The 21,265-nt window shown below is 43.0% G+C and carries 15 protein-coding genes and 2 pseudogenes; 7 read left to right on the top strand and 10 right to left on the bottom strand.

The window, feature by feature from the left end:
• The first annotated feature begins 718 nt into the window (after nt 1-718).
• The 3 genes from ACWJAO_RS12035 (at nt 719) to ACWJAO_RS12025 (ending at nt 2,344) form a co-directional block, all read left to right on the top strand.
• Nucleotides 719-961 (top strand): DUF3791 domain-containing protein, encoded by a 243-nt coding sequence (locus ACWJAO_RS12035; protein ID WP_153123905.1) that lies wholly within the window; start codon nt 719-721, stop codon nt 959-961.
• Nucleotides 949-1,212 carry a DUF3791 domain-containing protein gene (locus ACWJAO_RS12030; RefSeq protein ID WP_449140417.1) on the top strand — a complete coding sequence of 88 codons (264 nt, stop codon included), beginning with the start codon at nt 949-951 and terminating at the stop codon, nt 1,210-1,212. Before ACWJAO_RS12035 ends, ACWJAO_RS12030 begins: the two co-directional genes overlap by 13 nt.
• A gap of 88 nt (nt 1,213-1,300) precedes the next feature.
• Nucleotides 1,301-2,344, top strand: a complete 1,044-nt coding sequence (locus tag ACWJAO_RS12025) for a virulence RhuM family protein (RefSeq protein WP_449140420.1) — start codon at nt 1,301-1,303, stop codon at nt 2,342-2,344.
• Nucleotides 2,345-2,544: 200 nt separating this feature from the next.
• On the opposite strand, the gene ACWJAO_RS12020 is transcribed toward ACWJAO_RS12025, so the two are convergent.
• Together ACWJAO_RS12020 and ACWJAO_RS12015 are read right to left on the bottom strand one after the other, a co-directional pair.
• Nucleotides 2,545-4,626, bottom strand: coding sequence for a VapE domain-containing protein (locus ACWJAO_RS12020; RefSeq protein WP_449140416.1), 2,082 nt, complete (start codon nt 4,624-4,626; stop codon nt 2,545-2,547).
• A gap of 231 nt (nt 4,627-4,857) precedes the next feature.
• Nucleotides 4,858-5,304 (bottom strand): DUF6078 family protein, encoded by a 447-nt coding sequence (locus ACWJAO_RS12015; RefSeq protein ID WP_449140415.1) that lies wholly within the window; start codon nt 5,302-5,304, stop codon nt 4,858-4,860.
• Nucleotides 5,305-5,864: 560 nt separating this feature from the next.
• On the opposite strand from ACWJAO_RS12015, the gene ACWJAO_RS12010 reads away from it, so the two are divergent.
• The 4 genes from ACWJAO_RS12010 (at nt 5,865) to ACWJAO_RS11995 (ending at nt 10,258) form a co-directional block, all read left to right on the top strand.
• A complete protein-coding gene (locus ACWJAO_RS12010; protein ID WP_449140419.1) occupies nt 5,865-6,941 on the top strand; it encodes a PDDEXK nuclease domain-containing protein in 1,077 nt (358 codons plus the stop codon).
• On the top strand, nt 6,925-7,557 hold the full coding sequence (locus ACWJAO_RS12005) for an HAD family hydrolase (RefSeq protein WP_449140414.1): 633 nt from the start codon (nt 6,925-6,927) through the stop codon (nt 7,555-7,557). The genes ACWJAO_RS12010 and ACWJAO_RS12005 overlap by 17 nt, the downstream gene beginning before the upstream one ends.
• A gap of 53 nt (nt 7,558-7,610) precedes the next feature.
• Complete coding sequence (locus ACWJAO_RS12000; RefSeq protein WP_449140413.1) at nt 7,611-8,822, top strand: PDDEXK nuclease domain-containing protein; 1,212 nt, start codon at nt 7,611-7,613, stop codon at nt 8,820-8,822.
• A gap of 296 nt (nt 8,823-9,118) precedes the next feature.
• Nucleotides 9,119-10,258, top strand: a complete 1,140-nt coding sequence (locus ACWJAO_RS11995; protein WP_449140412.1) for a DUF418 domain-containing protein — start codon at nt 9,119-9,121, stop codon at nt 10,256-10,258.
• A gap of 64 nt (nt 10,259-10,322) precedes the next feature.
• Here ACWJAO_RS11995 and ACWJAO_RS11990 read toward each other — a convergent pair.
• The 8 genes and pseudogenes from ACWJAO_RS11990 to ACWJAO_RS11955 form a co-directional block, all read right to left on the bottom strand.
• A pseudogene (locus ACWJAO_RS11990) lies at nt 10,323-10,448 on the bottom strand (cation:dicarboxylate symporter family transporter); the annotation flags it as partial.
• Nucleotides 10,449-10,523: 75 nt separating this feature from the next.
• Nucleotides 10,524-11,744: an anaerobic sulfatase-maturation protein gene (locus ACWJAO_RS11985; RefSeq protein WP_449140418.1), complete on the bottom strand. Its 1,221-nt coding sequence runs from the start codon at nt 11,742-11,744 to the stop codon at nt 10,524-10,526.
• A gap of 51 nt (nt 11,745-11,795) precedes the next feature.
• Nucleotides 11,796-13,331, bottom strand: a complete 1,536-nt coding sequence (locus ACWJAO_RS11980; protein WP_449140411.1) for an arylsulfatase — start codon at nt 13,329-13,331, stop codon at nt 11,796-11,798.
• A gap of 209 nt (nt 13,332-13,540) precedes the next feature.
• A pseudogene (locus tag ACWJAO_RS11975) lies at nt 13,541-13,890 on the bottom strand (hypothetical protein); the annotation flags it as partial.
• A gap of 111 nt (nt 13,891-14,001) precedes the next feature.
• Entirely contained in the window at nt 14,002-15,648 is a 1,647-nt protein-coding gene (locus tag ACWJAO_RS11970; RefSeq protein ID WP_449140410.1) for a RagB/SusD family nutrient uptake outer membrane protein, read from the bottom strand.
• Between the two features lie 17 nt (nt 15,649-15,665).
• Complete coding sequence (locus tag ACWJAO_RS11965; RefSeq protein WP_449140409.1) at nt 15,666-18,629, bottom strand: SusC/RagA family TonB-linked outer membrane protein; 2,964 nt, start codon at nt 18,627-18,629, stop codon at nt 15,666-15,668.
• Between the two features lie 140 nt (nt 18,630-18,769).
• The gene (locus ACWJAO_RS11960) at nt 18,770-19,567 is read right to left on the bottom strand and encodes a glycoside hydrolase family 16 protein (RefSeq protein WP_144151057.1); all 798 of its coding nucleotides are present in this window, start codon (nt 19,565-19,567) and stop codon (nt 18,770-18,772) included.
• A 12-nt stretch (nt 19,568-19,579) separates the two neighbouring features.
• Entirely contained in the window at nt 19,580-20,800 is a 1,221-nt protein-coding gene (locus ACWJAO_RS11955; protein ID WP_287798468.1) for an ROK family transcriptional regulator, read from the bottom strand.
• Between the last annotated feature and the right edge of the window lie 465 nt (nt 20,801-21,265).

The raw sequence follows: 21,265 nt of genomic DNA, 5'->3' as shown, positions 1-21,265 counted from the left end.
TTTTGCTTGTCTTCTTTTCGCAACACTAAGGTAAGTGAAAATTCTGACATGGCAAAATCCTGGGCAACTTTTTGTTGCTCAGGCACTTATAAATAATGTTAAACTATAGTGTTGCGGAATTAAGGAATGCCTCAAAATGGGGCTATTCGCTCTTTGAATTATCGTGTACGATTCAAAGGTTCATGTACCGTCTCCTCCGGTCACTGCATTCGACTCCTTCAGCCACTGCATTCGACTCCTTCAGCTATCGCATTCGACTCCTCCAGCCACTGCATTCGACTCCTTTGGTCACCGCATTCGACTCCTTCGGTCACCGCATTCGACTCTTTCTGCTAACTCAGCCGTCTCCTTCACCTAATGCAGTCGACTCATTCAGCTAACTCAGCCGTCTCCTTCAGCCACCGTAGCCGTATGTGTCAATTCAATGAAGTAGATGAACTCGTGAAATGAAGTGGATGAACTCGCGAAATGAAGTACATGAAGTCGTTAAATGAAGTGGATGAACTCGCATAATGAAGTTCATGATTTATTCTACCTTTCAACTCTCCAAGCTTCTTTTATCCTCGGAGAAGTTTACTCGTACTTTTCCCAATTCTTCTTCCATCATCAGTAAAGTTTTTAGCGAAATCGGGCTATTTTTCTTTATTTAACTCCGAAATCGAGTGGAATATCAGAGAAAATCTTTAAATTTGCATTTAAATACAATATTTTGTAAAGAATGGAAGATAGAGAACTGTTACTGAAAAGTGACCCAGAGTTTGACCGCCTCGCCTTTACGGTGTTGGCTATCGAGGCTTCGGCACAAAAAATGGGTATATCGCCGTCTGAAATGAGAAAGCGATTGGATAAGGTGGGGCTAATCAAGAGTCTCATCCAAGATTGCTATGATACTCTACATACCGAGAGTCGGGAAGCTGTAGCAAATGATGTGGTCGAAGCTCTTAAAAATTGGGAAAGATAAAGAATAATGGAAAAGCAATTCAAATCATACGAAAGGATATAATTATGTTGGATTTCTTATTATGGAATAAAATCGCTCGTATCATAAAGCAGTTAGCCGATACGTTACATATATCAACCGACAGAGCATTACAGATATTCTATGACTCTGATGTTTGCCGTATGCTGCATGACCAAGAACTTGGCTTGCATCTGATGAGTGATACATATATTGTAAATGACTTGATAGAAGAGCTAAGGAATAAGCAATAGCGTAACAATGGAAGCAAATAATAATAAGATAACTTGCCCGAAATGCAACTCGCAGAATGTGCAATCTGAAGGGATGATTCATCTCTGTATGGATTGTGGATATAAATGGGAGGATGAAGTGCAGACGGATTTGGGCGAAATGATTATTTACCAATCTGATGAAGGTGTAAGACTTGACGTGAGATTGGAGAATAAAACCGTGTGGTTGAATATTGAGCAAATTGCGCAATTATTCAATAAAGGTCGTGCTACGATTAGTGAGCATATTTCCAATATTTTCAAAGAAGGAGAATTGGATGAAAAAGTGGTTTGTCGGAAATTCCGACAGACCACTCAACATGGTGCTTTAGAGGGGAAAACGCAGAGTAAAGAGGTAAAATACTACAATCTTGATGTTATTATCTCTGTGGGGTATCGTGTAAAATCTATTCAAGGTACACGCTTCCGCCAGTGGGCTACAGAGCGACTCCATGAATATATTGTGAAGGGATTTACAATGGATGATGAGCGACTCAAAAATATGGGTGGCGGCAGTTACTGGAAAGAACTGCTAGACCGCATTCGTGATATTCGCTCTTCAGAGAAAGTGCTTTATCGTCAGGTTCTCGATATCTATGCTACAAGTGTTGACTATGATCCACGGACTGATGCCTCGAAGCTATTCTTCAAGATAGTGCAGAACAAATTGCATTATGCCGCCCATGGACATACTGCTGCTGCTGAGGTCATCTATGAACGAGCTGATGCCGAACAGCCATTTATGGGTTTGAAAACTTTTGAAGGGGAATTACCTGCCATCAAGGATATAAAGATAGCCAAAAATTATCTGGATGAAAACGAACTGAAGATTCTCAACAATCTTGTTTCCGGATATTTCGATTTTGCAGAAATCATGGCTCTGGAACATCGTCCTGTCTATATGATGGACTACGTGAAACAGCTCGATACCATCCTGCAATCTACAGGACGTCCATTGCTGAAAGGTTCTGGTAGCATCAGCCATCAGGAGGCGATGGATAAGGCTTTGGCTGAATACAGAAAGTATCAGGTTAAAACCTTGACCCAAGTAGAGGAAGATTATCTGGATTCTATCAATGCTTTGGGTAAGATTGCAAAAAGAAAGAGAAGATAGAATGGGGAACAATAGTGGTGATGAAGTATGATTATTATACGGAAATGTTTTGCTGTTTTTATTACCACATTTATCACGCTTTGTGTAACTGATTGATTATAAGTAAATAACGCGTGGTAATAAGCGTTTTTTCTATTGCCACTTAATACCACGCGTTACCACGCCTTTTTTATGAGAAAAAGAGAGAAAAAGGGAGTTGGTTATTTCCTAACTACCAGATACTCAGTGCCGAATCTCGTTTTCTTGCTCTGCAATCCTTCAATATTCTGGAGTTCTCTGCCCAATCTCTGTATGCTCGAAACCTGGAGGGAGGAGCCGAATTTCTGCTTTAAAATGTCGAAAATGGCGGCTGTTGTGAGATATTCTCCCTCTTTCAGGTCGTTTGTTGGCTCGAAAACCTCCAAAAAACATTGCTTGATAGGCGAAATCTGCTCAAACTGCTTGTTGCTCTGCATGATGATGGCGGTTTCCTTGGCATCGAAATAGGATTTTTCGCCATGCTCCAGAGCTTGCATCGCCTGCGCATAAAGCTGCTCATAGTTCAGTCTGCCACTCACATCTATCGGGCCCGTCAGCTCTACACCCAGGAATCGGCGGTTGCCGGATGGGTCGGCGAGGATGTCGGTCATGTTGCTCGTGGCGATGAAGGAGGCGAGACGGGGGAACTCCTCGACATGACTGCCATACGGTGGCTTGATTTTCACCGTTGGCAACTGCAGCAGATTCTTCAGGAATCCCTGCTGAACCTGTGGCGAAATCTGATTGAACTCATCGAGATTGATAAGCAGAAATTGTGACATCGCCTGCAGAACCTGACGCTTTTCTGACAGAATCATGTTGTCGGTGAAGCCCCACGATAATTCGGTAGGAATGAGACGACGGCAGAAGGTGCTCTTGTTGTAACCCTGCTTGGAAATGAGCAGCGGCATGGTGCTGTTGCCATATTGACGGCGATACATGCCGCGCCACTGGTCTACCATTCCCAGGAACCAGGTGTAAAACCAGTCTTCCCAATAAGGATTGTTGGTGGGTACGGTTCGTGCCAGGGCACGGATGCGGTCCTTGCCGTCCCATTTTCCCAGACAGTCATAGAGATAAGACTCTATCGGACTATAGTTTCTGATGCGGTCGGACTCTAGAAAATTCCTTACGTCCTTGATGCTCACGTGGATGTCTGCTATCTGAACATCCAGCGTCATGCTTTTCTGCACACGGGCATCCACCGGTCTGAAATCGCCAACCCACGAATTGTTCGGTCGGTATTCGGTATATTTCATCACGGTGTTGTAGCGGAACTGGTACCGGCTCTCCAGGTATCTGATCATCTGCAGAATGTCGGCACGGCCCTTTCTGCCTGAGGCTGATTTCTCCGTCTTCCTGTCTTTGGAATGGGTATCGTAAGCGGTGCCCACTATCTGGCGGAGTTTCTCTTCTGTCACATGTCCCCAGTTGTTTCGGCGGATGTGGATGAAAGCTTCTTCTTCGCTGAGGCCCATGGTGCAGAGTTTGGTGGCGATGGCTGAGAAACCGGCAAGGTATCGGTCTTCATCGTTCTGCCATGAAATGTTGGCTTTTTTCATCTCTTCCTTCGTCTCTTCTGCTGCCTTGCGGTAGAGAAATTCATAATCATCGTATGTCTTCAAATCGTCTACATCCTTAGGGGCTGAGGCAACCTTCTTCATATTTTGGGAGATGCGCATCGCCACTGCCTTGCTGTTATAATAAGGTGAAGCATCCAGCGTGAGCATGAAGTTGGATGCCAATGATGGCTTTTCGGGTTTGATGGCTGCCTGCACCTGCGACTGGTAGAGCGTCTTCACCTGTTCGTAGGCTGACTGGTAGAGTAATTCGGCATCGGCTTCTTTTGTTGGGATTTTTCCTTCTTCGTTGCAGATGCTTACGAGCACGATGAGGCTTCTGCCGTCGGCTCCTTCGAAGGCGGCGAAGGTCATCGGCAGCAGACTGGCCGTCTTCTTGACAGCATCTTTTTCCTGGTCTGACATGAGGTTGATGAAGTGGAGCATCACCAGCCCGTTTGATTTCTGAAAGACGAGATTGCCGCTTTCATCCTTGCTGAATTCTGCGGCAGGATAAACGTGCTGCCATTCCTTGATGCCTTTGTAGTACTGGTAGTCGGCCTCCATGAGCGGCACACTCATTCTGAAATTGGTGACACTCAGCTTGGCATCATCTTTAGCGATGCGCTCCAGAAACCGTTCTACGGTTTTCGAACTGACCATCAGTTTGTTCTGCTTGTTGGTTCTTGTAATAGTAAACTTCATAATTCTGCTAATTTATTGATAGGGTGATACTTAGGATTATTAATGGTTTTGCCCAACTTTGCCAAAAGCGTTGGGCAAATGTACCCGACTACGCCGGTCATTCGTACCCGTCGTGTCGGTCATCCGTACCCAACGTGTTGGTTATCCGTACCCGTGTACATGGGTTCGGATACTCATGTACACGGGTACGAGTGACCATGTACGTGAGTTAAAATCTTTATCGACGTGCGGTTAATAGTTAACCTCCTCTGCATACCGGTCGAACCTCATGTTGGTGTATCCATGTTGCTGGCACCATTTCAGCACGTACTGCTGCTGTTCGGGCACGAGTCCTGTCTGTCCTAATTTATAGCGATAGTATGAAGTCTTGCTTCCGAAGTAGAAAGTCATGTGTACTCTGAAACTGGCTTCGTCTTTACGCTTCAGTTCTTCAAGAATATTCATAAAGCCGTATGCCATTTTCATCATCTGCAGCTGCAGGAAATGTTCGCACTTGTTGTCATGGTAGGCATCGGGATAGATAGCGTAGCCTTTGGTCTGTTCCGGTTTCTTGTAGGTTACGGACAGATAGTGTGCACATTCCTGAGCCAGTGGGCATTGCTGGTTAAAGCAATAGTCCCATGAGTTGTAAGCACTTTCTTTGTTGAAGTAGAGTCTGACTAAATCTGCTTGTGTCATTGGTCTTTGGGATTAAAATTGTATAAAAAGTGGTTTCACAGGAGTCGTAAGCTTCTAGGTGGAATCGGCAGGAATTTTTCCTGTTGGTTGCAAAAATACAAAAAATGTTCGAAACTGCAAGCCATTTTCTCCACTTTTTTAATGTTTTTCTCCGCAAAAAATAAGCTTTCCTCTGCTTTTTCGCTGAAAATCCCCCGTTTTTCGCCCGAGTGTGGCAATAGGTGGCAATAAGTGACAATAAAAAATGCCCTTATTGTCACACTTAAATGATTAAAAACCAATTGGTTAACTTGAAGTGTGGTAATAGTGACATTAGTTTGAGGAAAACTTTTTCCTGTAATATAATGAAGAAAGATGTACTTTCCTTTTATCCCTTATACTTATTTTCATTCGCAAAAGACAAAAAAGTATAAATAGTGAATCATATAAATGGTCAAGTGAAATATTATCATTATCTTTGTAGTTGAATCAATAGGCTTCTGGCAGAACCATAGACCAAATGTCAATTCGAGGCTGTTACGGAGTTGGAAAAAGATAGTGTGGATTTTAGACCGATAAAAATGAATGAAATTAGTAAACGTGAAGATTCTTTGTTTGAGCATGTATCAAAGCTGATAGATGAGGCTAGGAAACATGTAAAGACAACCATTGATACCACAATGGTTTACACCTATTATGGAGTCGGCAAATACATTGTTGAGGATGAGCAACAAGGGTATGCTAGGGCAAAATATGGGAAAACTGTGCTAAGAAACTTGTCGGAAAAATTAACTAAAAGATATGGCAAAGGTTGGTCTGTTGAAACTCTTACTGCAGCCCGAAAATTCTACCAGATATACAGCGAAGGAAAAATCGCAAACACTGTTTACGAAATTCAAGAGAATTCTGATATACACTTCACTCTTTCCTGGTCTCATTATCTCATACTCATGCGTATTGCTAATCAAAATGAGCGTAATTTTTATGAGATTGAATGCTACAAGCAGAATTGGAGTGTCCGACAATTACAGCGGCAGTACAACTCCAGCCTCTATGAGCGATTGGCACTGAGTCGTAATAAGGATGAAGTGATGAGGTTGGCGCAAGAAGGACAAACGATAGAAAAGGCAAGTGATGTGATAAAAAGTCCACTCACATTAGAGTTTTTGGGATTAAAGGCTGAAGCCGTTTATTCTGAGTCAAAACTCGAAAGTGCAATCATCAGTAAAATTCAAGATTTCTTGCTGGAGCTGGGAAAAGGATTTCTCTTTGAGGCCCGACAGAAGCGATTCACTTTTGATGAACAGAATTTCTATGTTGACTTGGTTCTATACAATCGTCTCCTGCAATGTTATTGCCTTATCGACCTAAAAATCGATAAGCTGACGCACCAGGATCTTGGACAGATGCAGATGTATGTCAACTACTTTGATAGATTTGTAAAGCAGGATTTCGAAAAACCTACTATCGGCATTCTCCTTTGCAAAGAAAAGAATGACGCACTTGTAGAACTGACATTGCCAAAGGATGCCAATATCTATGCATCGGCTTATCAGCTCTATCTGCCAGATAAGGCTTTACTTCAAGCAAAGGTGAAGGAGTGGATTGCTGAGTTTGAAGAAAATGAGGAATTAATGAAACATGAAAGTAACGAATAGTATGATGCAATACAAGAATATCATATTCGATTTAGGCAATGTCTTGGTGAAGCTCAATCCGGAAGGATGCATCGGGGCTTTCAAGGCGATAGGAATGGGGGAACTGGCGAATCCGAATCCCCAGAGTGAGGGGATGAAGCTGATGAGCAAACTGGGGGTGGGAATGATTACCACCGAAGCATTCTGCGATGCAGCCCGTGAGTTGACTGGAGCTGATGTGACGAATGAAGAAATCATCGATGCTGCCAACAAGATGCTGGTGGTGATTCCTGATGAGAAAAAGGAGCGACTCCTGCAGTTGAAGAAGGCTGGTTACCGCATCTTCCTCTTGAGCAATACCATTGATATACATTGGGATTATTGCGTGGAGCATCTTTTCCCTTATCAGAACCATGGGGTAGAAGATTATTTCGAGCACTGTTTCCTCTCTCAGCGAATGCATCTGGCAAAACCTGATGCCCGCATCTATGAGGAGGTAGTCAAGCAGGCGAACATCCATCCCGATGAAACCCTCTTCATCGATGATTTGAAGGAAAACTGTGAGGCTGCCGAGAAACTGGGCATCCATACCTTCCAGAACGTGAAGTTCGATGATTGGCTTGCATTTCGATTCTGATAATAAGGGTTTGTGAAAGGTTGGTATATAATAGTGACAAGATAAAGTGAATTATGAACAAGGACGAAAAGAATCCACATTTTGCCAGTTCTCAAGATGTGCATATTGATGAAAGTTATTTTTCATGGTTGGAAGAACTGAAAGGTAGATATCAAAAAGCGCAGATAAAGGCTGCTGTCAAGGTCAATTCAGAACAGTTGTTGTTTTATTGGCAACTGGGACGTGACCTTGTGATTCGGCGTGCCGAAGAGCAGTGGGGTACTGGTGTTGTTGAACAGGTGAGTCTTGATTTGAAAGCAGCTTTTCCTAAGGCGAAAGGTTTCAGTACTACTAACCTTTGGAATATGAAAAAGTGGTATGTCTTTTATTCGTCATACATGGGTGATGAAAAACTCCAACAAGTTGTTGGAGAATTACAAAGTGTTGATAATGAGACAAATGTAAAACTTCAACAAGTTGGCGCAGGTCTTCAAGAGCAGATTGAAAGTACAGGGGATGAACTTGCTTTTCCGCTTTTATTCTCTTATGTACCTTGGGGGCATCATATCCTGATTATCACCAAATGCAAGGATATTGACGAAGCTTTATTCTATATTCGGCAGACAATTAATGAAGGGTGGAGTCGCAATACACTTGACAACTGCCTGCGAGCCGATTTATTTCATACACAAGGTGGGGCCATCTCCAATTTTACAGATTATCTTACTCCTGTACAAAGCAGATTGGCGCAGGAAGTAACCAAAGATACATACGATTTTGGCTTCCTTGAACTTCCCAAGCAATATGATGAAGAAGACTTGGAGGATGAGTTGGAAAAGAACATCACTCGTTTTTTGTTGGAATTAGGTACTGGTTTTGCATTTGTTGGTCGCCAAAAGGAAATCATTGTTGCCGGAAAGTCTCGTCGTATAGATATGTTGTTTTACCACATAAAATTGCGTTCGTATGTGGTCTGCGAGCTAAAGGCGAAACCATTTGAGCCTGAGTTTGCCGGAAAGTTGAACTTTTATGTAAATGCTGTAGACGAACTTTTGAAGGCAGATGATGATAATCCAACTATTGGGTTACTTATCTGTAAAGATAAAAATCAAACAGAAGTGAAGTGGGCATTCAAGGGAATCTCTACTCCTATAGGGGTGGCTTCTTATGATAATGTTCGTATCAAGCAGATAAGGGAAGCATTACCATCAGAAGAGGATTTAAGCCGACAGATTCAACTGTTTGAAAATGCAAGAAAAATGAATCGGTCTGAAGAAAAGCTGTGAGGCAGCCGAGAAACTGGGCATCCATACCTTCCAGAACGTGAAGTTCGATGATTGGCTTGCACTTCGATTCTGACGGAAAGGTCAGAATCGAAGCTTTTATTTGTTAAATAAATTTGTGTTAATTTGCATTTTTTCTGATGAATAATCGCAAGAACTCCACACTTTTTCTAACGAATAATCGACAAATTCCCACACTTTTTCTGACGAATAACTAAGGAAAAGGCTGATTTATTCTCTTTTTCCAATAAATTGTTATACCTTTGTCGACTCATAATAACTAACATAACATTATCAAAATGAATTTTTACAAGACATTAGGATTGAAAAACAGCCGTATTGATGTGGCTGATGCCTTGCGAGGATTAGCAGTGGCAGGTATTATTCTCTATCATTCCGTGGAGCATTTCAATATGTATGATGGAAGCATAGAGCATGCTTATACGCTGGGTTGTGACGATTGGATGGCAGATGTGCTGGCTTTGCTGCTGTCGGGTAAGATGTATGGCATCTTTGCCCTGCTCTTCGGATTGAGCTTCTTCATCATGAACGACAACCAGCAGCAGCGGGGAAATTGCTTTTCGGGTAGATTCGCCTGGCGAATGTTCCTGCTGGCAATGCTCGGTATCGTGAATACCGCCTTCTTCGATGGCGACATCCTCTTCTCCTATGCCATCTATGGTCTGGTTCTCATCCCATTGAGCTATCTTCCTACCAAATGGCTCTGGTGGGTGGTTGCCTTCCTCTTTATCCAACCGATAGAAATCTATTCCCTCATTACCGGATGGCAGGTAGATGCATCGTCGTTGAGTGAGGTGTATGGAAATATGTATCATGGTCATCAGCACGGCAGTTTCCTGGAGAATGCCTACGGTAACCTGCGATACGGACAGGTGGCTACCTATTACTGGTGTATGATGAAGGGAAGACATACGCAGACCATCTGCCTCTTCATACTCGGAATGCTGGTGGGCAGAATGCGATGGTTCTACAATGAGAACAACAACCTGGCTTTGTGGAAGAAGGTGCTGGCAGTTTCTATCCTGGTATTGATTGTGGGAGGCATCGCTGATGTGCGCCACATGGAAACATGGAACAATTGGCTTTATCCTATCTACAACTTCTTCATCCTCTCGTTTGTAGTATCCGGATTCGTACTTTTGTGGTATGGAAAGGAATGGTTCAGAAAGGGCTTGTCGTTCCTGCGCCAGTTTGGTAAGATGAGTCTGACCAACTATTTCCTCCAATCTATCATCGGTTGTGGATTGTTTGCCTATTATGGCTTCAATCTCCAGATGAAGCTCGGCATCACCTATGCCTTCTTTGTGGGTATCGCCATGGTGGTAGTACAATGTCTCTTCTCCAACCTCTGGCTCAAGTATCACTCCCATGGTCCTTTCGAGGGAATATGGAAGAAGCTGACCTGGATTAAGTTCTAAATCTTAAAGATGATAAAATAGAAAAAGGTGTGTCATAAGTTCTTGACACACCTTTTTCTATTTCTTATTTATCCTTTCTGAATATCTTATCAACGACAACGGCGATGGCACCATCGCCAGTTACATTGCAGGCGGTACCGAAACAGTCCATCGCAATATAGAGGGCTATCATAAGCGCCTGCATATCGGCAATGACACCGGATACGATTTCCTTGAATTCCTGAAATATGTTCTTCATGGTGCGGCTTTTTAGAATCTGTCATGCTTACTGTAAAACTTTCATGATGTTCGAAGGTGGGCGCTGCGACATGAGCTCCTGCTTCATGTAATCCATGTAGGGCGCTACATGCTGATAATAATGGTAATAACCCGGACAGAGATAGTTGAGACCTGAATCGCCATACTTATCTTTCATGAAGCGGTTCTTGGGGCATTCACCATGACAGGCAAACTCCATGTCACACTCCCTGCATTGGCGGGGAAGAGAACAGTGCTTCAGACGGCTGAACTCCTGCTGTTGCTTACCATAAAGCATGTCGATGAGCGAATGGTCATGGATGTTGCCCAACTTATACTCCGGAAAAACGAAGTGGTCGCAGGAATAAACATCGCCATTGTGCTCCATCACTCCCGCATGACCGCATTCCTTGGAATAAGCACAGATGCCGGGAGAAACACCCATCCAGTTTGCCAGCGTGCAGTCGAAAATCTCAACGAAGATTTTGCCCACATCCTTCCGTACCCACTCATCGAAAATCGCACAGAGAAAGTTGCCCCACTGCTCCGGCGTAACTGATGCCTCGCTCAGCGGGATCTCATCCTTATCGGCAAGACTTGCCAGGGTACGTCCATCCTCATGTCGGGTCAGCCGCTCAACGATAGGCGTGAACTGCAAGAACTGGCAGCCGTTTTCCTTGAAGAAACGGTAGAACTCTAGCGGATGATTGGCATTATAGGCATTCACCACCGCCATCGCATTCCATTCTACCCCGTGTTTCTTCAGCAGTTTGATGCCTTGCATCACCTTCTTCCACGATGGTTTTCCCGCAGCCGTTAGCCGGTAATGGTCATGATCAGGCTGCGGACCATCGATAGAGATGCCTACCAGCCAATGGTTCTGGGCGAAAAACTCGCACCATTCATCGGTCAGCAACGTGCCGTTGGTCTGAATTACGTTGTCGATACGCCTGCCTCCAGCATACTTTTGCTGTAGGGATAAAGCCTTGCGGTAGAAGTCGATGGAGCGCAGCAGAGGCTCGCCACCATGCCAGGTGAAGAGCACCTGGTTCATGGTTTGCGCCTCAATATATTCTCGGGTAAACTGTTCCAGCATCTCATCGCTCATCAGATGTCGCTGAGCAGTGGGATAGAGCTTGTTCTTCTCCAGATAATAACAGTATTTGCATGCCAGGTTGCAATGGGCACCCGCAGGTTTCAGCATTACATAGAGTGGCTTGGCAAAGGGATTAGCTATGTTGTCGTTCATCATTTTTCTTCTAGAATCTAGTTGTTGTCTCTCTGTAACCGGGAGAGGAAATCAGAACTTTGGCAGCGTAATCTCGAAATCCTTGCTGTCTCGGTGCTCTTTCTTGATGGCAGCCAGGAGGTCGGCAAGAATCTCCGGATGTTCTGCCGCCACATTATGGTCTTCGTGGATATCGGTAGCCAGATTGTAGAGCCGTGGCTCGCCTTTTATTACCACCAGTTTCCAGTCGCCCTTTCTTACACCAATTTGGTCGGTTTCATGAAATTCCCAGTACAGATAATCGTGATGTTTCTGCTCTGCATCCTTGCCCAAAAGGGTAGGAGCGATGGAGATTCCGTCGAAACCATCACCAGCCAGCTTTCTGTTGGTATAACGCTTGGCAAAGTTTCTGATGCCTGCCAAATCGCAGAAAGTAGGCAGCAGGTCGTAAAAGGCAAACTGGGTATCGTTCACCGCTCCTGCCTTGATATGCTCCGGCCACCAGGCGATGAACGGTATGCGGATGCCGCCCTCGTAGCACTGGCGTTTCAGACCTTTCAACTTACCGTCGCGACCGAAGAACTCCGGGTCGGCACCACCTTCTTCATGCGGTCCGTTATCTGAAGTAAAGATGACGATGGTATTCCTGTCGATTCCCTTCTCCTTCAGTTTGGCGAAGATTTCGCCCACATATTGGTCCAGTCGGGTAATCATTCCGGCAAACTGTGCGTGGGTATGAACCGCAGCGTTGTATCTCGAATCTTCCCATCCGCCCCAGGTTTTATCGGTAAAGAACTGTCTCTGGTAATTCTCCAGTATGGAGTCTTCCGGCTGGGCAAGTTCGGCATGCGGCAGGGTATAGGTAAGGAATCCTACGAAAGGATGTTCCTTGTCTTGACTGTCAATCCATTCCAGTGCCTTGTCGTGGATGATGCGGGCCGAATACTGCTTGCGCTTGAAATAATCCTTGCCGAACATCGGATGCTGGATGTTCTCTTCCATCACCTCTCTTACCACCGCTGTATCTCCCATTGCACGACTGTAGCGGTTCAGAAAGTTAGGATAATAAAGATGAGCCTGAAACTGGCAGATATAGCCATAGAATTCGTCCACGCCACGCTTGTCGGGAGTAGAAGCTGAACCTTCATATCCGCCAGCCCATTTCCCGAATACACCGGTTCTGTATCCTTTGTCCTTCATGATTTCGGGCAGAATCTTATGCTGCGGGTCGTAAGGTTCCTGTCCTACGACAGAATACTCCTCGTTGTTGCCATATTTTACCATTGGCACACCTCTCCAGTATTCCTTGTTTCCACGTACATGTGTATGTCCCGTATGCTGACCCGTCATGAGGGTAGCTCTCGACGGAGCCGAGACGGGAGAACCGGCATAAGCCTGGGTGAATCTCATCCCCTCCTGTGCCATCCGGTCTATATTAGGCGTGTGGATGTAAGGTTGGCCGTAGCAAGCCAGGTCGCCATATCCCATGTCATCACACAGGATGAAGAGGATGTTGGGTGGGTTTTGGGCGAAGAGAGATAGCGGCAAGGCTTGTAGGGCAGCCATCGCCAGCAAAGATCGGTTGAAAGGTTGATAATTATTAGCCATAATGTTTTGTATTAAGTTATATCTTGCAAAGGTACGCTGAATATTCGTAATTACCAAAAATTTCGGGATATTTCTTAAGAATATTTCTCTTATTCTTCATAAAGCAACAGTGCCCTTCCTGTTTCACAATAGAAAGGGCACACAACCTAGTCTATTCTCGTACATGATGTGTTGATATAACATAGAATAGTTGATTTTTTATGATAAAACTATAAGTTGTCTTTTTCTATTTCCTTGAAGTACTTGTATGTGCTGACCTTCAACTCGTCAGTAGCCATTTCGTCGCAGACGATGATGCCATGCTGGTGAAGCTGCAGAGCACTGATGGTTCATGCCTGGGTAACAGGTCCCTCAATGGCAGCCTGGAGCGCACGTGACTTGTTATGACCATTGCAGAGAATCATTACCTCTCTGGCAAGCCTACATATTCGTCCATGTTGAAGGTGAGGACGTGCTTGAAAGAGATTTCGCCAGCCTTCACAGCCTTTACGATTTCTGCATACATGCCCATAGGTGAAGAACCGGTAGGCAAACCTAATACGAATGGCTCTTCTGAACTTGAAAACCCAGAAAAGAGGGGTACCTTGTTTTGGTACCCCCTTCTAGAATTTGATAACGTTTATTAAAATGTGAAATCAAAAATGAAATTAAACCGAATCGTGTTATAAAATCATTCTCCTCCCCATTCTTTATGTTGCTTTAAGTTGAGATCGGTATCAATCTCATTTTGTGGGATTGGCCACACATCATCTTGAGACCCTCTGTAAGAACGGGAATAATCTCCCATACCGTATGTTTCATATTCTTTATTCATACGTTCGATAGCATCCTTCCATTCGCCCCAGCGGTAGAGATCTGCAAAGCGAAGATCCTCAAAAGCAAGCTCGACGCGACGTTCGTGACGAACAATCTGTCGAAGTTGTTCTGTTGACAAACCATTACCCTCAACAGCCTCAACCTTTGGCATATGAACACGTTCACGTACTTCATTGATATACTTGGTAATCTGCTCTTGGCTATATCCACCTTTCTCAATCATAGCTTCAGAAAGAGAAAGGAGAACTTCTGCATAGCGGATTACATAGTAATCAAGACTACCATCATACTCATTTGCCATATTCTCAGGTACGAACCATTTCATAATGGCAACTTGAGAAACAGAAGGAATTTTCTTGCCACCTTCTTTAGGATAATTATATACATCGTTGAGCCACTTCATACCAGGAACAAAGAGAGTTCCCTTCAACCTAGGATCACGATTCTCATAACGTGCAAAATCAGGATTTTCCTTATCGTATGCTGCTTTGCCAGTCTTACCCTTGAACAAAGGTGATTTATCTATAGGCAGACCATCAATGCAATAATAATCATCACAGAGATTTCGAGTAGCCTCAACTGCATTCATCGGACCACCCCAGCTGATACTGAAGGTCTGACCCTCGTTCTTTCCAGGTCCTGCATAATGAATACCCAAGATTACTTCATCGCATTCCTCATTCTTTTCTGTGAAGAGCTCAGAGAAATTCTTATATCCATCAGAACCATCACCAGAGGTGAACAAGCTGTATTTACCTATTACATGGTTGTATGCCTCAATAGCTTCATCGTAGTGCTTGGTAAAGAGAGCTAAACGCCCCATGATAGCGTATGCTGCTTCTTGTGTAAGTCGACCTTTACCTGCTTTTCCCTTAACAGGGATATTAGGAATATTTTTCTTGAGGTCTGCTAAAACTTTGGTGGCAATTTCTTCTTTTGTATTTCGGGCAGGTTGGCATTCAGCCAATGTCAATGGCTTTTCGAGATAAGGTACATCGCGGAATACTGAAACCAAGTTACAATATCCGAGAGCACGCAAAGCTATAGCTTCACCCTTAAAAGCAGCCTTCTTGTCGTCGCTCATACTGATTTCATCAACATTCTCGAGCAATGCGTTGCAGCGCTTGATAAGCTCATAGTTCGCATTCCAATACTTAGAGAAACACTGATCGTTAGCTGTTGATGTTCCCTGTGCAATAGAGGAACCGAGCATCCAGTTACCCCAAGAGTGTCCACCATTGTCTGTACAAGTTTCACGGGTGAGAAAACCAAATTTCCCACCATCAATATAATCGTTGTTCAAATCGCCATTTTGCATAGCGTCATAACAACCCGTAAGCGCCATCAAGGCATCTGACTCAGTTTTCCAGAAGGTTGAACTAGAAATCTCATTAGGGTTTTTTACATCAAAGAAGTCGTCAGAGCAAGATGTTGCTGTAAGCACCATCATACCGAAAAATGACGCAACTTTTATAGAGTTGAATATTCTATTCTGTTTCATTGTAAAGTCCTCCTATTTTAGAAATTAATATTAACACCGAATGATACGCTCTTCATGTTAGGGTGGATATCGTTACGTGAATCTCCGCTGGTCTTTTCTGGATCGTAGTTATCTAAAGAAGTGAGTGTGAGCAGATTGGTTGCTGCGAAGTAGACACGAACCTTGGATACACCCCATTTTGCAAGCTGGTCGAATGTATACCCTACCTCTAAGTTCTTTAAGCGCAAGTAATCTGCTTTTGACAACCAGAATGAAGAGAATGTATCATTGAAGTTATAACCCAAGCGTGGCATAGAACCATTTGGATTACTTTCAGACCAACGGTCTAACCAGCGATCTGTGCGGTTACCCTGCCAGTCACTAGTGGATTCCCAGTTATAGCGGTAAATTCCAGTAACTCCCTGCCAAAGTGTTGAGAGGTCAAAGTTCTTCCAAGATCCTCCGATATTAAAACCGAATGAATACTTAGGGAATGGATTACCGATAATCACACGGTCGTCTGGTGTAATATTTCCATCGTCGTTAGTATCTTGATACATGATGTCACCCAATTTTGGCTCAATACCATTTTGTTTAATCTTCTCACCCTTTGAATTAGTTCGGTTGAGATCAGCCTCTGTACGATAGATGCCGATAGCCTTATAAGCGTAATAAGAACCAATAGCATCACCTACTCTATTGATGGTTTCACCACTGATACGCTCATCCAAACCGCCCATATAGAGAATTTCATTCTTTACATGGGTTACATTGAAACCTGCATACCAGCCAAAGTCACCGCGGTGGTCTTGATAGTTAGCACTCCATTCCCAACCACGGTTACGAACTTCACCAACATTCTGATAAGGAGCACTCAATAATCCGAGGAACGTACCTGGCATAGAAAGCTGCATCAATATATCTGAAGTCTTGCGATCGAACCAATCGAATGAGGTGGTTACCTTATTGTTGAAGAATCCGAGATCAATACCAATATTCACGCTGCGTGTAGTCTCCCACTTGATATTTTCGTTTGGAACTGAATTCTGTATAAGACCAGCCTGAGGAGTTCCACTCTGATCAAAATAGTAGTTGCCGCTTGCTGCATAGGTTGCAGTGTAAGGATAATTTCCGATTTCCTGATTACCTAACTTTCCCCAAGAAAAACGGAGCTTACCGAAGAGCCACTTGCTCTGTTCTTCCATAAATTTCTCACTGGTGAAGACCCAACCTAATGATACAGAAGGAAATGTTGCATAGCGGTGTGATTTTGGCATGCGTGAAGATCCATCATGTCGAACATTGAATTCGAAGAGATATTTGTTGTCATAATCGTACTGTATACGTCCAAAGAATGACTGTAAGCGATAAGCACCGGCATTACCTTCTGTATTAGGATTCTTGGTTCCACCATCTAACTCATAGATGTTGTTGGTAGGGAAACCTTGCTTAGATGCAGTTAAACCTTCTTCATCGTAGCCAATAATAGAATGACCTGCCAATGCATTGATTGTATGAAGACCAAAACGCTTGTTATAGGTAAGAAGGTTTTCATTAGTCCACATGGTTTCACGATATCTGTAATCAGTTAATTGATTGTTTACAGACCCTACTTTCAGCATGTTTCCTTCTGCGTCATAGCGTGCATCTATATCGCTAGGTGAGTAACTTTTTGTCGCTTTGTTATAGAATGTATATGCGTAACTAGTCTGGAATTTTAAACCATCATAGATGTCAATACCAATGGTTGCCTTTCCGTTAAAGCGCCATGCATTATTCTTGTTATATCCAAGATTGATAGCCTCTAATGGATTTTTAAACGCTTCTGCATCTTTATTAGAACCATCTACATAACCATAATGGCCATTGGTATAGCGTGAAGGTACAGTTGGGCGTGCAAACCATGAAATCAATCGCATTACACCTCCTTCACCAGCAACATTCTTTCCTGGGGCTGTTACATCATTAAAATTTCCTGCTATATTTAACCCAAAACTAAATCTTTTGTATTTAGAGTTGACGTTGGAACGGAAGCCTAGTTTACGTACTCCAGTTTCCTTCATTATACCCTTTTGGTCAGAATAGTTAATAGATGTCATAAATTGTACATTTTCAGAACCACCTGATACCGATAAACTATGCTGCTGCATGTGACCTGTCTGCATGATTTCATCCATCCAATCTGTGTTAGCATAGTGGTCTGGATCAGAGCCATTTTTTAACTTTTCAAGCGCAGCTTGGTCGTAAGAACCAGGATTAGTTTCATTACGCATGATAGCCCAATCGTAACTGTTGAGAAACTTTGGTAAAACAGTTGCGCTCTGGATAGAATAACTTCCTCCATAGTTTACTTTTACAGATCCGGCTGAACCTTTCTTTGTTGTAATGAGGATTACGCCATTTGCTGCACGTACACCATATATAGCGGCAGATGCGGCATCTTTCAGAATAGAAATATTCTCAATATCTGCAGGTGAAATATCGCTGAGTTGACTTAATGTTCCTTCTACGCCATCAATGAGAACCATAGGATTACTGTTACCAAATGTTCCTACGCCACGTACTCTAATTTCCGGATTATCATTACCAGCTTGGGCACCATTCATTGTAATGTTGACACCTGTCATTCTTCCTTGTAATAGGGTAGCGGTGTTTGCTACTGGCACACCTTCGATGTCTTTAGATGTGATTGCCGATACAGAACCTGTAAGGTTTGCTTTTTTCTGAACTCCATAACCTACAACTACAGTTTCCTGAAGCATGTTGCTGTCTTCTAACAGTGTAGCACGGATAGAACCGCCATTCCATATTATAGTCTTTGTCTTGTAGCCGATGGAAGAAATTGTAATTTTAACTCCCATTTTGACGTCTTTTAGGGTAAAATTACCATCAAGGTCAGTTACAGTACCACCGTTGCTCCCTTCGATTCTGATTGTAGCACCGATGATAGGTTCTCCATTAGAGTCTTTAACATTACCACTGCAGGAACTCTGTTGTTGCATAGCAGTTTTTGAATAGGTCTGAGCTGCTGATGCAGGGGCGGCATAAAATGGTGATGTGATACCAAGTAGAGCCGCAATGTACAAATATGCTCTTTTGTTCATAGGATTATTATATATTGTTAGTTAAAACGTTATATTGATTATTCGCATTCTATGACTTTTACCCAGTCTACCCACAATTCAACTGGTAAGTCTTCATCGTGTATTATGCCTGCCCAAGTTGGCTGCCCGTTAAGCACACCTCCTAGGGAACAGTTTAGAATTATGTCAAAATTATAATCGCAGAACGGAAATTGCAGTTTCTCTTTTGGCAGATTCATATTCTTGTATCTGAAAGTTTCTTTTCCGTCTACATAAAATATTACAGCTTCGTCAGTCCTTTCTGCTGCATATACATGAAACTGTGTAACATCAAAGTTGGAATCTCTGTTAGGATTGGTTACCCCCGCAGAGCCAGTGTCTCCATTAATATAATACGTATGTACTGTTTGATAAAATTCATATGGAGTCTTTTGTATCCATTCCATTAAATCTATTTCGCCGCTTCTAGGCCAGATTTCTCCTCCAATTGGCATCTGCCAAATAGCAGGGAATGCACCGCGAGCCCGTTTGGTTAACCTTGCCTTTACTTCTACTCGGGTATTCTTGCCAAACCCCTTTATCGTATGGATACCACCTGTTTTATATAAGCCATCGTCTTTGCTTGCTTTAAGTTTGAGATAGCCATTCTCTACTTTCACATTTTCATATTCATTTACGTTCTTGAAATGTCGCGCCCAGGCTACATTTAAATATTCTGCAAGTTTCCAAACTTTTGGGTTAGGAATTGATTCAGAACTATTGAACTCGTCAAGAAATATTGTCTTTTCTTTCTTGCTGTCAGCCATAACAACTGTTGAAGTGATGATAAACAGTGCTAGAATTAATCTACTTTTCATTGTTATTGTTGTTTATGTTTGCTTATTGTCATTTAGAAACCGGTATCTTGCTATCAGGCAGGCTCCCGTGATTCCTGCAAGGCCTTTCAGGCTTGAGGTAACGATTTTAGAATCCTCATTCATGATGTTGAGAGAGAATTTCTTGATGCCCATCTTTACCGGTAGTGTGAGGTAATCGCCTGTAACCGACATTTCTCCTCCGATGACCAGCATTTCAGGGTTGAAGATGTTGATGACTCCTGCCAGCTGCTTGCCAAGTTCGTCTGCTATGTACTGCAGTGTGGCAAGGCTAAGTACATCTTCCTTTGCTATGGCATCCAGAATATCCTGGAGTGATAGATCTTCATTCTTTTTCAGTACTCTTTCTGAGAGGATAGAAGTCTTTCCTTCCTTTATCTTCTCGACGAGCTTCCTTTTGAGTGCTCTGCCCGAAACCTCTGTTTCTATGCAACCTATCTTGCCGCAGTGGCAGATGATGTTGTTGTTGTAGGCAGTCATGTGACCGAATTCGCCAGAATATCCCGACTTTCCGTAATAGAGTTTGCCGTCGATGATGATTCCGATTCCGATTCCCCAGCATACGTTCACGAAGATGACGTCTTTCAGGCCTTTGCACTGTCCCTTAATCAACTCAGCGAAAGCCATGCTCCGGGTATCGTTCTCGATACATACAGGTAGCTGTATGAGCTGGGTCAACTTGTCGGTCAATGATTCTTTCAGGAAGGTGAACATGTTGTAGGCATTTCCCTGTACAGGATTCACGCGCTCAGCCACATTCACGCAAACTTGAAGTATTTCTTCTCTTGAAACAGGAAGGCTTTCGATAAACTCATTGATGATTCTGCTTATCTCTTCCAGGTTTTCTGGAGAGTTCTTATATACGTAAGGCACTCTTGTTTTTTCGGTAATCAGATTGCCTGCGAAGTCGCTTGCTGCAAGTGCCAGGCAGTTCATCTCAGGATTGACACCGATGAAGTAGCCTGCTGTTGGAACGAGGTCGTAAACCATCGGGATGCGTCCCGAAGAATTGTCTTTCTTTCCAATCTCTTTGGCGAGTCCTTCTTTTATCAACTCGTTGAGGGCACTTGTTGTTGTCGGTAAGCTAACTCCGATAGCCTTCGATATCTCTGGGATGGTGGAGGCTCCGTGAGAGATAAACTGCTCCAGGAGCTTGCCCTGAGCTGAGGGCTTTTCGTTTATCTTACTAATATATTTTATTAAGTCAGCTTTCATAACTAATATTTTTTATTTGCAAAGATAATGTTTTTTCGGACAGATACAATATTTTTGCAGTTAATAAAACTTAAATAGTGGAAAATAGTATACTTTTCGTCGTTTTCGGACATCCGGTTTCCTCTTATACCTTATTATATATAGAGGGGTTGGATACGTAAGTGCGCAAAAGGGGTGATGAAGGAGTGAGTAGCTTTGAAGAGCGATAAAGTATAATTCTTCCGTAAGTATTTGATATAGTGTGTAAAACTACACTAAATTTTTCTCTTAATATGGATAAAATTACACTTAATTGGTGGCAGATGAGAGCAAAATGCAGGTGCTCCAGTCATAAGAATGCTTAAAGTATAAAAAATGTTTCTGTTTTAGAAATATTAACGCTATTTTTGTTGTAGTGTTTGATAAAACTAGTAACTTTGCAAAATAAAATATTTTAGTAATGTGGTAAATATTAATAAAGAATTT

This window comes from Segatella sp. (assembly GCF_977051555.1).
The sequence above is the reverse complement of the archived record's forward strand: the minus strand, read 5'-3'. Positions and strand labels throughout refer to the sequence as shown.

Excerpts from the sequence above, each read along its gene's own strand:
- ACWJAO_RS12035 (WP_153123905.1), top strand. The coding sequence starts at position 719 with ATGGAAGATAGAGAACTGTTACTGAAAAGTGACCCAGAGTTTGACCGC.
- ACWJAO_RS12025 (WP_449140420.1), top strand. The coding sequence starts at position 1,301 with ATGGATTGTGGATATAAATGGGAGGATGAAGTGCAGACGGATTTGGGC.
- ACWJAO_RS12020 (WP_449140416.1), bottom strand. The coding sequence starts at position 4,626 with ATGAAGTTTACTATTACAAGAACCAACAAGCAGAACAAACTGATGGTC.
- ACWJAO_RS12015 (WP_449140415.1), bottom strand. The coding sequence starts at position 5,304 with ATGACACAAGCAGATTTAGTCAGACTCTACTTCAACAAAGAAAGTGCT.
- ACWJAO_RS12010 (WP_449140419.1), top strand. The coding sequence starts at position 5,865 with ATGAATGAAATTAGTAAACGTGAAGATTCTTTGTTTGAGCATGTATCA.
- ACWJAO_RS12005 (WP_449140414.1), top strand. The coding sequence starts at position 6,925 with ATGAAAGTAACGAATAGTATGATGCAATACAAGAATATCATATTCGAT.
- ACWJAO_RS12000 (WP_449140413.1), top strand. The coding sequence starts at position 7,611 with ATGAACAAGGACGAAAAGAATCCACATTTTGCCAGTTCTCAAGATGTG.
- ACWJAO_RS11995 (WP_449140412.1), top strand. The coding sequence starts at position 9,119 with ATGAATTTTTACAAGACATTAGGATTGAAAAACAGCCGTATTGATGTG.
- ACWJAO_RS11985 (WP_449140418.1), bottom strand. The coding sequence starts at position 11,744 with ATGAACGACAACATAGCTAATCCCTTTGCCAAGCCACTCTATGTAATG.
- ACWJAO_RS11980 (WP_449140411.1), bottom strand. The coding sequence starts at position 13,331 with ATGGCTAATAATTATCAACCTTTCAACCGATCTTTGCTGGCGATGGCT.
- ACWJAO_RS11970 (WP_449140410.1), bottom strand. The coding sequence starts at position 15,648 with ATGAAACAGAATAGAATATTCAACTCTATAAAAGTTGCGTCATTTTTC.
- ACWJAO_RS11965 (WP_449140409.1), bottom strand. The coding sequence starts at position 18,629 with ATGCAACAACAGAGTTCCTGCAGTGGTAATGTTAAAGACTCTAATGGA.
- ACWJAO_RS11960 (WP_144151057.1), bottom strand. The coding sequence starts at position 19,567 with ATGAAAAGTAGATTAATTCTAGCACTGTTTATCATCACTTCAACAGTT.
- ACWJAO_RS11955 (WP_287798468.1), bottom strand. The coding sequence starts at position 20,800 with ATGAAAGCTGACTTAATAAAATATATTAGTAAGATAAACGAAAAGCCC.